Origin of the sequence: Tundrisphaera macrotermitis (assembly GCF_051175315.1) — a bacterium.
GTDB lineage: Bacteria > Planctomycetota > Planctomycetia > Isosphaerales > Isosphaeraceae > Tundrisphaera.
This window is the reverse complement of the sequence record NZ_CP195100.1, coordinates 817,898-830,433: the sequence shown is the minus strand read 5'-3', so window position 1 is coordinate 830,433 and position 12,536 is coordinate 817,898. Positions and strand designations below refer to the sequence as shown.

Genomic DNA, 12,536 nt, shown 5'->3' with positions numbered 1-12,536 from the left:
CATGTGGTCATTTCCACTTTTCCCGGAAAGTGCCTCGACCCTTTCCGGGCGCGTCGACGCCGTCTACTTCGTCGTGATCGGGATCTCGATCTTCTTCACGGCCCTGATCGCGTTGCTCGTCACGTTCTTCGCGATCCGCTACCGCAAGGGTTCGGACGTCGACCGATCTCACCCGGTCAGCCATAACATCAAGCTCGAGCTGCTCTGGATCGTCGGCCCGCTCGGGATCGTGATGGTCATCTTCGTGCTCGGCATGCAAGTCTTCTTCGAGATGTTCAACCCGCCCAAGAACGCGTCGGACATCTACGTGGTCGGCAAGCAGTGGATGTGGAAGGTCCGCCACCCGCAGGGGCGGAGCGAGATCAACGAGATCCACCTGCCGGCGGGCAAGCCGGTCCGGCTGCTGATGACCTCGCAGGACGTGATCCACAGCTTCTACATCCCGGCCTTCCGGATGAAGCAGGACGTGCTTCCGGGGCGGCTGACCTCGGCCTGGTTCGAACCGACCAAGCCGGGCCGCTATCACCTGTTCTGCGCCGAGTACTGCGGCACGGACCACTCGCGGATGGGCGGCTGGGCCGTGGTGATGGAGCCGGCCGAGTATGAGAAGTGGCTCAAGGGCCCCAACGGCGACGGCAGCGACTCCCGGCCCACGATGGCCTCGGAGGGGGCGCGGCTGTTCGAGAAGTACCACTGCACCGGCTGCCACGGCGAGAACTCCGAGTTCCGGGCCCCCAAGCTGGCCGGCGTCTACGGCGGCCAGGTGCCGGTCATGGACGGCAAGGACGTCACGTTCGTGACCGCCGACGACATGTACATCCGCGATTCCATCCTCCTCCCCAAGTCGAAGGTCGTGGCCGGGTTCGAGCCGGTCATGCCGTCTTATCAGGACGTCCTCAAGGAGGACGAGCTGCTCCAGATCATGGAATACATCAAGTCGATCGGGCGGAAGGAGGGGACCGCGAAATGAGCGTACTCGAACGGCCCATGACGGAGCTCGATTACGAGATCCCCAAGGATAATTACCTGACCGCCGGCCATACCGTGAAGTCGTGGTTGCTCACCGTCGACCACAAGCGGATCGGCCTGCTGTACATGATCTCCATCACCCTGTTCTTCTTCATCGGGGGGGCCGCGGCCACCCTGATGCGGCTGGAACTGGCGACCCCGACCGGCGACGTGCTGCGGTCGGAAGTGTACAACCGGATGTTCACGCTCCACGGGATCGTGATGGTGTTCTTCTTCATGGTCCCGTCGATCCCGGCGGTCCTGGGGAACTTCCTCCTGCCGATCATGATCGGGGCGCGCGACCTGGCGTTCCCCCGGCTCAACCTGCTGAGCTGGTACGTCTACATGATCGGCGGGCTGTTCACGATCGCCGCGATCCTCAACGGCGGCATCGACACCGGCTGGACGTTCTACACCCCGTACAGCTCGATCTACTCGAATACCAACGTGATGCTCGCCGCCCTGGGCGTGTTCATCGTCGGCTTCTCGTCGATCCTGACCGGGCTGAACTTCATCGTCACCGTCCACAAGATGCGGGCGCCGGGGATGACCTGGTTCCGCCTGCCGCTGTTCGTCTGGGCCGAGTATGCGACCAGCATCGTGATGGTCCTGGGCACGCCGGTCCTGGCGGTCACGATCGTCCTGCTGGCGCTGGAGCGGGTCCTCGGGGTCGGCATCTTCGACCCGGCCCTGGGCGGCGACCCGATCCTGTTCCAGCACCTGTTCTGGTTCTACTCGCACCCCGCCGTGTACATCATGATCCTCCCGGGCTTCGGGGTGATCAACGAGCTGATCCCCTGCTTCTCGCGGCGGAAGATCTTCGGCTACCGGTTCATGGCGGCGGCGATGATCGCCATCGCGGTCCTGGGCTTCCTGGTCTGGGGCCACCACATGTTCGTGAGCGGCCAGTCGATGTACGCCGGGATCGTGTTCTCGGTCCTCAGCTTCCTGATCGCCATCCCGTCGGGGATCAAGGTCTTCAACTGGACCACGACCCTCTACAAGGGCTCGATCTCGTACGACACGCCGATGCTCTACGCCCTGGGCTACATCGGCCTGTTCACCGTCGGCGGCCTGACCGGGCTGGTGGTGGCGACCCTCGCCATCGACATCCACGTCCACGACACCTACTTCGTGGTGGCCCACTTCCACTACATCATGGTGGGCGGGACGGTGATGGCCTACCTGGGCGGGATCCACTTCTGGTGGCCCAAGATCACCGGCCGGATGTACCCCGAGATCTGGGGCAAGCTGTCGGCCCTGCTGGTGTTCGTCGGGTTCAACCTGACGTTCTTCCCGCAGTTCCTGCTCGGCTACCTGGGCATGCCGCGCCGGTATCACGAGTACCCGGCCGAGTTCCAGGTCCTCAACGTCCTGTCGTCGGCGGGCGCCTCGATCCTGGCGGTCGGGTACCTTCTGCCCTTGAGCTACCTCCTGCTTTCGTTGAAGTTCGGCAAGGTGGCCGGGCCGAATCCCTGGGACGCCCGGGGCCTGGAGTGGAACCTGCCGTCCCCTCCCACCGCCCACAACTTCGAAGAAATCCCGATCGTCACCGACGGCCCGTACGAGTATGAGCTCCAGGAGGGTCCGAGTGTCTAACGCCATCTCCCCCAGCGATGCCCAGACCAGCCAGGAGCACGCCCGCGACGTCGTCCACCCCGACGGCGCCATCCTGCTGTCGCACTTCGAAGACCTGGCCCAGCAGAACGAGTCGACCAAGCTCGGGATGTGGACGTTCCTGGCCACCGAGGTCATGTTCTTCAGCGGCCTGTTCATGGCCTACATCCTGTTCCGCTGGAAGTTCTTCGACGGGTTCGCCGAGGCCAGCAACCTACTGAACACCACGCTCGGGGCCCTCAACACGGGGGCCCTGCTGGTCAGCAGCCTCACGATGGCCCTGGCCGTCGACTACGCCAAGTTCGGTCAGCGCAAGCAGGTCAACCAGTTCTTGTTCCTGACCATGGCGCTGGGGACGCTGTTCCTCGGCGTCAAGGCACGCGAGTACTACGTCGACTACAAGGAAGGGCTGATCCCGGGCGTCCTTTGGAATCCCGAGATCATCCCGTCCAAGACCTCCGGCGTCGACCCGCATGCCGCCGGCGAGGCCCATGCCGCCGGCGAGGCCCATGCGGACGCCTCCTCGCACGAGTCCGGCTCGCATCGCGCCAAGGTCCACCAGGACACCGAGAAGCACACCGAGATGTTCTTCGTGATCTACTTCGCCATGACCGGGCTCCACGCCCTGCACATGGCGATCGGGATCGCGGCCCTGGGGGTGATGGCCTACCTGATCCACCGCTCGAAGCGGGTCGACGGCACGACGGTCGAGTCCCTGGGCCTGTACTGGCACTTCGTGGACCTGGTGTGGGTCTTCCTGTTCCCGCTCCTCTACCTGATCGACGTCAATCACAAGGTGTGATCGGCGTCCTTGACGGATCCCCTCACCCACCGAGCGACGACGAGGACTCGCATGACCGCCCATTCCACGACGTACCATTCGCACAAGCCGCTCTATTTCAAGATATTCGCGGCGCTGATGGTCCTCCTGGTACTCACCGTCATCGCCGCGTATATCCCGTTCCCCGGCTACCTGAACATCCTCGTGGCGATGACCATCGCGATCATCAAGGCTATGATGATCGTCCTGTTCTTCATGCACGTCCGGGATAGCGACAAGGTGACCTGGGTATTCGCCAGTTCGGCCCTGATCTGGATGATCATCCTGTTCGCCCTGACCCTGACCGACTATCGCAGCCGCGACTGGTTCTCCATGCCCGGCAAGTGATCGAGGCCCGGCCCCCCGATCTCGACCAACGCGAACGCCCGCCCGCCCCGATGACTCGGGGCGAGCGGGCGTTTCGCATGATGATCTCGAAGCCCGCCGGTCAGGCGCGGGTGGGGGAGCCGGCCTTGGCCGAGGTGGAGGGCTCGGGCAGGTGCCAGGGGGCCCGATAGGGGCGGGAGAGCATCTTGGCGGCCTCGGCATCGCCGACGATTGTCTGGGCGGTCGGGTCCCAGGTGATCTTGTGGCCGACCCGGATGGCGATGTTGCCGAGATGGCAGACGGTGGCCGAGCGGTGGCCGATGGCGACGTCGCAGATCGGCAGCTTGCGCGTCTTGATGCAGTCGAGCCAGTTCTCGTGGTGGTTGTTGCTGACGTAGAGGTGGACGTCCTTGGGACCGAGGGCTTCCTTGAGGATCTCGGGCGGGTTCGAGGTAATCTTGTCGCCGCGCGACACCGAGATCGAGCCCTTCTCCCCCTCGAAGATCACGCTGGCGCCGCCCTGGGTGCCCTGCGAGCAGAGGATCTTCACGCCGTCGTCGTAGGTGTAGGTGATCTCGCTGGTCTCGGCGACCTCGAACAGGCCCTTCTGGTTGAACCGGGCGGTGGCCTCGATGGTGGTCGGCCCGCTCTCGTCGCGGCCCAGGCCCCACTGGGCGATGTCGAGGTGGTGGGCCCCGAAGTTGGTCATCTGGCCGCCGCTGTAGTCCCAGAAGAACCGGAACAGGTAATGGACGCGCTTCTCGTTGTAGGGACGCTCCGGGGCGGCGCCGAGCCAGAAGTTATAATCCAGTTCGGGGGGCGGGGCGCTATCGGGGACGGCGTCGCCTTTGAAGTTGACCTTGGGCAGGCTCACCTTCACCTGCTTGACCTTGCCGATCTTCCCGGAGCGGACCAGTTCGCAGGCCAGGCGGAACGACTTGTCCGAGCGCTGCTGGCTGCCGGTCTGGACGATCCGGTTGTGCTTGCGGGCGACGTCCACCATCGTCTGGCCCTCGGCCACGGTCAGGCTGAGGGGCTTCTCGCAGTAGACGTCCTTGCCGGCGATGCAGGCATCGACGGTGGCCAGGGCGTGCCAGTGGTCCGGGGTGGCGACCAGCACGGCGTCGATGGTCTTGTCGTCGAGCATCCGGCGATAGTCGCTGAAGGCGGCGATCTTGCGGTCGCCGGCCGGCGAGTTCTTCTTGTCGCCGGCCTCGGCGATCTTCTTGCCTTCGGCGAGGTGGTTCTTGTCGACGTCGCAGACGGCCACGACGTCGGCCGCCTTCTGCTTCATCACTTCCTTGAGGTTGAAGATCCCCTGGAGGCCGGTGCCGATGATCCCCACCCGGATGCGCTCGCTGGCCGGGGCCACGTCGGCGCCGCCCAGGGCCCGGCCGCTCACGATCGTCGGGAAGGCATAGCCGGCGGCGGCGATGGCCCCGCCCGTTCGGAGGAACTCGCGGCGAGGCGTCTTCGCGTCGGAACCCATGAGATCGATCCTCCGGAGGCGACAGGGAGATCGGACCGCCCGCCCTCGTCGGGCGTCCGTCGTCTGTTTCGGTCGTGGCCGAGGGTGGTATGGGTCATTGTGCATCGGACCTGCGCGGATCGCAAACAATCTCCCCCGGTTCGTCGGCTCGATCCGCCACGCCGTTCCCCCATCAGGAGCAACCGGCCCCACGCTCTCCGATCAATGCTTGCCGCACGGCACCGGCCGGGCTACCGTGATCGCAATCCGAAACGATCCCGAGGTTCCCTTGGAGCGCGTGCGATGAATGACCGACTGAGCCGTCGCGGATTCTCCGGTGCGGCATTGGCCGTGGCCGCATCGGGATCGATCCCGATCCCTGCGATGGGTGCGCGGATCGTCGGGGCGAACGACCGGATCAACGTCGCCTGCGTCGGCGTGGGGAATCGGGGCGTCCAGGTCCTGAACGGCTTCTGCGCCAATCCCGACGCCCGGATCGTCGCGCTGGCCGACGTGTACGAGCCCTACCTCCACGGCCATTACGACCGGATCGACCCCCGGTTCAAGGAGCTCGGGGCCCGCGTCCCGAAGGCGCAACCGGATTTCGGCGGGCCGGTGGATCGGGTCAAGGATTACCGTCGCCTGCTGGACCGGAAGGACGTCGACGCGGTCATCATCGCCACGCCCGACCACTGGCACGCGATCCAGGCGATCGAGGCCTGCGCCGCGGGCAAGGACGTGTACGTCGAGAAGCCGCTGTCGATGACGATCCGCGAGGGGCGTCGGATCGTCGATGCCGCGCGGAAGCACGACCGCGTCGTCCAGGTCGGGACGCACCGGCGGTCCTCCCCGCTTTTCGCCAAGATGGCCGAGATGATCCGGGACGGGGCGATCGGCAAGATCACCGGGGGCCGGGCCTGCTATGCCAGCAACATGATGCCGGGCGGGATCGGGCTCCATCCCGACTCCGAACCGCCCCAGGGGCTGGATTGGGACCTCTGGCAGGGCCCCCGGGCGTCGCGGCCGTTCAATGAGAGCATCCTCCCGTACAAGTTCCGGTGGTGGAAGGACTACTCGTCGCAGATCGCCAACTGGGGCGTCCACTACATCGACGCGATGCGCTGGCTGTCGGGCGAGACGGCCCCGAAATCGGTCTCGGCGCACGGGGGTGTCTACGCCGTGAAGGACTCGCGGACGATCCCCGACACGGCGGAGATCATCTTCGAGATGCCGTCCGGGATGCTGATGACCTTCGGCACCTACGAGGCCAGCAGCTACACCGGGATCGAGGAAGGGGAGATCGAGCTGCGCGGCACCCTGGGCACGGTCCGGGGCAACCCCAGGCGGCTGGAGATCGTGCCGGACAAGGGCGGGCACTTCCAGGATCCCAAGCCGAAGCGGAAGCCCCAGGTCGTGGCGGCCGACAAGGACGAAGTCGGGCTGGACCAGGCCCACGCCCGCAACTTCCTCGACTGCGTGAAGTCGCGGGCGAAGCCCAACGCCGACGTCGAGATCGGCCACCGCTCGACGACCTTCGCCCTGCTCGCGAACATCGCCCTGGCCACCCGGGCCCGGCTCGACTGGGACGCCGAGGCCGAGCGGTTCACCAACAACGACCAGGCCAACGCGATGCTCGACTACGAGTATCGCGCCCCCTGGACCCACGCCTGATCGGCCCGGGGCAGGGGGGCGGATGCGGCGATCCCGGCCGGGGTGGTTTCACTTCGGCCGGGATTCGGCCTCGGCCCTGGCCTTGGCCATCACGCTCTCCAGGGTGACGGGCTTGCCCCCCTGGCGCTTGCTCTCGTCGGCCGCCTCCATGAAGGCGAAGATCTCCAGCGTCTCGGCCGGGCTGACCGGGGCCTTGCCGGTGCGGAAGAATTTGGCGATCTCGATCAGCAGGGGTTCATACCCGCCATACCCCTGGCCAAGGACGATTCCCTTCGACCCGAACGCCAGGGCGCCGTAGTCGGCCTTGCCCTGCCGGATGCCGCGGAACGTCCCGACCCGGCCGCCCTTCCAGGTGCCGGCCACCAGTTCGGCCCCCTCGGTCTGGGTCCGGGATACCGACTCGCAGCCGGTGCCCATCACGGTGAACAGGGACTCGACGCCGTGGATGCCGTACCAGAACAGGTCGGGGTGGTGCTCCTCCAGGGCGCACGGCCCATAGGCGGCGCAGCCGATCACGTCACCGACCTTGGGGTTCGAGGCCAGGTCCTTGATCGACGGGCTGTAGCGGAGCGACGAGGCGGAGAAGCAGGGGGTCTTGCTCTCCTCGGCGAGCTTGTAGATCGCGACGGCGTCGGCCAGCGTGCCGGCCACCGGCTTGTCGATGAACACCGGCTTGCGCGAGCGGAACACCGGCTCGGCCTGCTTCAGGTGGGGGCGGCCGTCGACGCTCTCCAGCAAGACCACGTCGACCCGTTCGAGCAGGGCGTCGATCGAGTCGACGATCTCGACCTTGAACTCGTCACGAAGCTGCCTGGTGTATTCCTCGACCCGGTCCCAGCTGGACGGGATGTCCTTGCTGCCGCCGGGGTAGGCCGCGGTCACGCGGATCCCCTTGAAGGCGGCGTTGGGCTCGGGGGCGTTGAGCATCTTCGTGAAGGCCACGACGTGCGAGGTATCCAGGCCGATGATCCCCACCTTCAAGGGCTTGACTTCGTCCTGCCCGAAGCCCAGGCCCGGTTGCAGGGCGGCGGCCAGGAAGATGAAGGGGGTGACAATGTGCGGGATGCGCGACACGATGGAGCCTCTTGTTCGGTTGACGAAACGGTCCGTGGGATGGCCAGAGCCACCAACCCGGATCGTCTCACGTCGACGCCCGCCGGGCAACCCTTCCTGGATGCCCCGCGCGGCGGGGCCATTCGCCGCATTCCCCCCTGGCGGCCGGGGGTCCAGGCCTTTACCGTGGTCGTGTGCGAGGAAATGGCGGGCCCCGAGCCCGCCTCGAAACGGCAACGAACGGGGATCAACGCGATGTGTCGGATTTTGCTGGCCCTTGCCTTCGGCCTGATCCCGCTGGCGGCCGGGGCCCGGGCCCAGGCCGCCCCCGGCGGGGCCCGGCCCAACATCCTCTGGCTGATCGCCGAGGACTTCGGGCCGGAACTCGCCTGCTACGGGACGCCCCAGGTGACCAGCCCGAACCTCGACCGCCTGGCGGCGCGGGGCGTGCGGTTCACGCGGGCCTACTCCACGGCGCCGGTCTGCTCGGCCAGCCGCTCCGCGTTCATGACCGGGATGTACCAGACGACCATCGGCGCCCACAACCACCGGTCGCACCGCGACGACGGCTACCGGCTCCCGGCCGGCGTGCGGCCGATCGGCGAGCGGATGCACGACGCCGGGTACTTCACGGCCAACGTCCGCCAGCTGCCCGAGGCGCTGGGGTTCAAGGGATCGGGCAAGACCGACTGGAACTTCACCCACGCCGGCAAGGACTTCGATTCGGACAGGTGGGACGAACTCAAGGGCCATCAGCCGTTCTTCGCCCAGGTCAATTTCCAGGAGACGCACCGGGGCTTTCACGCCCCCGCGAAGGCCGATCCGGCCAAGGTGGTCATCCCGCCCTACTACCCCGACCACCCGGTCACGCGCCAGGACTGGGCCCAGTACCTCGACTCGGCCAGCGAACTGGACCGCAAGGTCGGGCTGATCCTGGCCCAGCTCGAAGCCGATGGGCTGGCCGACAACACGATCATCGTGTTCATGGGGGATCACGGCCAGGCCCACGTCCGGGGCAAGCAGTTCTGCTACGAGGAAGGGCTCCACATCCCGCTCATCGTCGCCTGGCCGAAGGGGATCCAGGCCCCCTCGCAGGTGAAGCCCGGCCTCGTCGACGACCGTTTGATCGAGGCGATCGACCTGGCGCCGACCTTCCTCGACATCGCCGGGGTGGCCAAGCCCGAGGGGATGCAGGGCCGGGCGATCTTCGGCCCCCACGCCGGCCCGCTGCGGGCCTATGCCTTCGGGGCCCGCGACCGCTGCGACGAGACGGTGTTCCGGCTCCGCACGGCCCGCGATGCCCGCTATCGCTATATCCGCAACTTCACCCCCGACCGCCCGTTCCTCCAGGCGAACGCCTACAAGGAGAACAGCTATCCGGTCTGGAACCTGATCAAGGAGCTGGACGCCCAGGGCAAGCTCACGCCGGCACAGAAGTTCCTGGCCGCCCCGACCATGCCCCCCGAGGAGTTGTACGACCTGGAAACCGACCCGGACGAGATCCACAACCTCGTCGACTCGGACGACCCGGCGCACAAGGCCGCGCTCGAACGCCTCCGCGGGGCCCTCGCCAGCTGGATCGAGGCCACCGACGACCAGGGCCGCACGCCCGAGCCGCCCGAGGTCGTCGCGGCCCGCGGTTCGACCCGCCCCGGCGGCGATCCCAACAACGGATCGACGCCCAAGAAGGCCGCCAGGAAAGCCGCGAAGAAAGCCGCGAAGAAGGACCAGGATTGATTCGGTTCGCCACACCGGCGATGGGCGGGGGCGACGATCCCCCGCCCGGCTAGCGCGAGGCGAACCAGGAGGCCCTCCGGTTCCCGAAGGCCCGCTCCCCCGGCCAGAGGGTGCTGACCTCGCCGATGTGCTGGACCAGGCTGGGCGTCGGGAAATAGATCGACATCCGACGCCGCACGGCCCACTCGCCGATGCATGCGTCGATATGGGTCAGGCCGCTGCCGCGACGGCGATGCTCGACGACGCCGAGGTCGGCGACGAACGCCCGGGCCGACTCGGGCGAGAAGGCGAAGGCCTGCGCCCCCCGGACCCACGCCCCCCGGAAGCGAGCCCAGCCGGGCCGGGGCTGGGAGTAGGCCCGGGAACAGAACAGCGAGGCGATCCCCGAGCATCCTCGCGGCCAGAGGACCCGCTCCAGGTAGCCCCGGACGTCCAGCCCCTCGGCGAACAGGACATCGTCCTGGACCAGGAGGTAGGCGTCCGCCTCCGGCTCCCGCATCAGCAGCTCGGCCACCGCCAGGTAGTAGCTGGGCCAGGCCCCGACCAGGGGCTCGCGCACGGTCCGGGGCAGGGCCGAGAACGGTTCAGGGATCGCCACGTCTCCGTCCACGAACAAACGGGGCCGATCCCACCCGGCGGCCGCGAGGCTCGCCAGGCCCTCGGCCAGGGTCGGGGCGGCCCGGGGTGCGGTCGTCACCCCGACCGCCCAGCGGGCGACCCGGGGGCCCGCCTTCCGCGACGGCGAGGGGATCATCTCGAACAGGGAGCCAGGCCGGGCGACGGTCGGCCCGATCTCGCAATCTTCCTCGTCGGGGATCCCGGCCACGGCCTTCTGGTTGAGGACCCGGGCCCGCGCCGCATCGCAGCCCGGGATCCCGCCAAGTTCCGCGATCCGCGTGGTCGCCTCGTAGACGAGCGAGGCGACGACCGGGTTGAACTCCTCGGCCGTGGGGGCGAAGCCGCGGCAGCAGGCCTCGCAGGCGTCCCGCCCGACCCGCGAGAACGCCGGGTCCTCGGTGCGGAGCACCCGCGCCACGATGCCGCACCGGGCCGTCGAATCGTCGCCGCCCGGCCCGATCGGGGATCGATGCGGGCAAGCCGAGGCGTCGCGGGCGGGCGGGCTCATGCTCCATCCCCCTCCGGGATTCGGGACGAGGTGCGATCGATCGCGGCCCGGTGCGCGGGCCGCGATCGAACATACAAGGGCGGAGTGCCGGCCTGAAGTCTGACCTTCGCCCGAATCGTCGGTTCGGCTAGAATCAGGCCCAATGCGCCCCGCGCACGAGGCGCGGGGCGATCGGGATTCGTGGGCGATACCGAAGGAACGACCGGCGATGTTCCCTTCCCCGGACCAGATCCAAGTGGCGGCCTATCATCGCTGGATGAATCGCGGGGGCCACCACGGGTACCACGATTCGGACTGGGCGGCGGCCGAGCAGGAATTGCTGTTCGCCCTGAACTACCGCGTGATCGCGCGGCACCGGCTGGACGGGATCGCCCCCCAGTACCTCGGCGACGAGGACGAGCCGCGCTGCCGGTTCTGCGAACGGACGGCCCCCCGCGCCACGTTCGCGGGGCCCCGGCCGGCCCTGCCGAAGTTCCTGGGCAACGACTCGCTGTTCACCTCCGAGGTCTGCGACGACTGCCACGCCCAGTTCCGCACCGGGCTGGACGGCGACCTGGAGCGGTTCACCCGGCCGGCCCGCGAAGGGCAGGGGGTTTCGGGGCCGACCCAGGCCTTCGTGCCGGTCGCGGCCTTCAAGGGGCTGGCGCTCGCGGCGCTCGCGGTCATGCCCGAGGACGAGTTGGGCGTCTTCGAAGACGCGGTCGAATGGGTGAGCAACCCCGACCACGGCCTGGATAGCCGGTCGATCCGGGGGCTTTCCTGCATCGTCCACGCCCTGCCGGCGGCGATGCCGTTCTCCTGGGTCGCCCTGGCCCGCCGGGTCGACGAGGACGACCCGATGCCCTACATGATCGCCTTCTTCGGCACCGGCCCGGCCGTCTTCCAGATCGCACTGCCGCTCTGCACCCGCGACGAGGACATCGAGGGCGACTGGATCGTCCCCCGCCTCCCGTCGCCGTTCGGGCCCGGCCGGGGGCCGGACGGGGTCGCCACCACGGTGGTCCCCCTCTCGTCGCCCGAGCCCCGGGCCGAGACGGCCGCGCCCCGCGCCGGGCATTGATCCCCCCATCGTCCCGAGATGCCCCCGCATGCCCGAGCCGTGGCGGATCCTGGAAACGCGGACGACCTTCCGCGACCGATGGCTCTCGGTCCGCACCGACCGCTGCGTCGATCGCCAGGGGCGGGAGGTCGCGGCCTATCATGTCCTGGAGTTCCCCGGCTGGGTGAACGTGGTCGCCCTGGATCCGCAGCGGCGGATCGTGCTGGCCCGCGAGTATCGCCACGGCCTCGGCGCCGTGGTCACCGGCCTCCCTTGCGGGAGCATGGAGCCCGGCGACGCCGGCCCCGAGGTCGCCGCCCGCCGCGAGCTGGAGGAGGAGACCGGCTATCGCGGGGGCCGGTTCCTCCCCCTGTCCGGGCTGCCCGCCAACCCGGCCAACCAGGACAACACGGCCTGGTCGTTCCTGGCCCTCGACGTCCGCCCGGACGGCGTCCGCCGGCCCGACCCCACCGAGGAGATCGAGGTCGTCCTGGAGGACTTCGCCCCGTTCCTGGGGCGGATCTGGCGCGGCGAGCGGTCGATCCAGGTGTCGCACGCCCTGGCGCTCCACCAGGCGGGCCTTTACCTGATGGGCGATCGGGGCGAGGATGGAGCCCTTCGTGCCGCCCTCCGCGCCGAGTTCGCCCGGACCATCGGGCCGGGGTGAGAC

The 12,536-nt window shown here is 68.1% G+C and carries 11 protein-coding genes; 8 read left to right on the top strand and 3 right to left on the bottom strand.

The features are described from left to right. The first annotated feature begins 1 nt into the window (after nucleotide 1). From coxB to TA3x_RS03635, 4 genes are read left to right on the top strand one after another with little or no spacing between them, the layout of a single operon-like run. Nucleotides 2–970: a cytochrome c oxidase subunit II gene (coxB, locus tag TA3x_RS03650; RefSeq protein ID WP_435018745.1), complete on the top strand. Its 969-nt coding sequence runs from the start codon at nucleotides 2–4 to the stop codon at nucleotides 968–970. Then, nucleotides 967–2,607 (top strand): cytochrome c oxidase subunit I, encoded by a 1,641-nt coding sequence (gene ctaD, locus TA3x_RS03645; protein WP_435018744.1) that lies wholly within the window; start codon nucleotides 967–969, stop codon nucleotides 2,605–2,607. The genes coxB and ctaD overlap by 4 nt, the downstream gene beginning before the upstream one ends. Then, complete coding sequence (locus TA3x_RS03640) at nucleotides 2,600–3,427, top strand: cytochrome c oxidase subunit 3 (protein WP_435018743.1); 828 nt, start codon at nucleotides 2,600–2,602, stop codon at nucleotides 3,425–3,427. Before ctaD ends, TA3x_RS03640 begins: the two co-directional genes overlap by 8 nt. Nucleotides 3,428–3,478: 51 nt before the next feature. After that, a complete protein-coding gene (locus tag TA3x_RS03635) occupies nucleotides 3,479–3,793 on the top strand; it encodes a cytochrome C oxidase subunit IV family protein (RefSeq protein WP_435018742.1) in 315 nt (104 codons plus the stop codon). Between the two features lie 100 nt (nucleotides 3,794–3,893). Here TA3x_RS03635 and TA3x_RS03630 read toward each other — a convergent pair whose 3' ends face one another. Then, nucleotides 3,894–5,261, bottom strand: coding sequence for a Gfo/Idh/MocA family protein (locus tag TA3x_RS03630; RefSeq protein WP_435018741.1), 1,368 nt, complete (start codon nucleotides 5,259–5,261; stop codon nucleotides 3,894–3,896). Between the two features lie 282 nt (nucleotides 5,262–5,543). Here TA3x_RS03630 and TA3x_RS03625 point away from each other — a divergent pair, with 282 nt between their 5' ends. Then, nucleotides 5,544–6,911 carry a Gfo/Idh/MocA family protein gene (locus TA3x_RS03625; RefSeq protein WP_435018740.1) on the top strand — a complete coding sequence of 456 codons (1,368 nt, stop codon included), beginning with the start codon at nucleotides 5,544–5,546 and terminating at the stop codon, nucleotides 6,909–6,911. Nucleotides 6,912–6,959: 48 nt separating this feature from the next. Here the strand turns inward: TA3x_RS03625 and TA3x_RS03620 are convergent, their stop codons facing one another. Then, nucleotides 6,960–7,985, bottom strand: coding sequence for a Gfo/Idh/MocA family protein (locus tag TA3x_RS03620; RefSeq protein WP_435018739.1), 1,026 nt, complete (start codon nucleotides 7,983–7,985; stop codon nucleotides 6,960–6,962). A gap of 234 nt (nucleotides 7,986–8,219) precedes the next feature. On the opposite strand from TA3x_RS03620, the gene TA3x_RS03615 reads away from it, so the two are divergent. Further along, nucleotides 8,220–9,701: a sulfatase family protein gene (locus TA3x_RS03615; RefSeq protein ID WP_435018738.1), complete on the top strand. Its 1,482-nt coding sequence runs from the start codon at nucleotides 8,220–8,222 to the stop codon at nucleotides 9,699–9,701. 49 nt (nucleotides 9,702–9,750) lie between these two features. On the opposite strand, the gene TA3x_RS03610 is transcribed toward TA3x_RS03615, so the two are convergent. Further along, a complete protein-coding gene (locus TA3x_RS03610; protein WP_435018737.1) occupies nucleotides 9,751–10,827 on the bottom strand; it encodes a hypothetical protein in 1,077 nt (358 codons plus the stop codon). A 208-nt stretch (nucleotides 10,828–11,035) separates the two neighbouring features. Between TA3x_RS03610 and TA3x_RS03605 the strand changes: the two genes are divergently transcribed. Continuing rightward, nucleotides 11,036–11,887, top strand: coding sequence for a DUF2934 domain-containing protein (locus TA3x_RS03605; protein WP_435018736.1), 852 nt, complete (start codon nucleotides 11,036–11,038; stop codon nucleotides 11,885–11,887). A 28-nt stretch (nucleotides 11,888–11,915) separates the two neighbouring features. Next, nucleotides 11,916–12,533, top strand: coding sequence for an NUDIX hydrolase (locus TA3x_RS03600; protein ID WP_435018735.1), 618 nt, complete (start codon nucleotides 11,916–11,918; stop codon nucleotides 12,531–12,533). Nucleotides 12,534–12,536 lie beyond the last annotated feature (3 nt).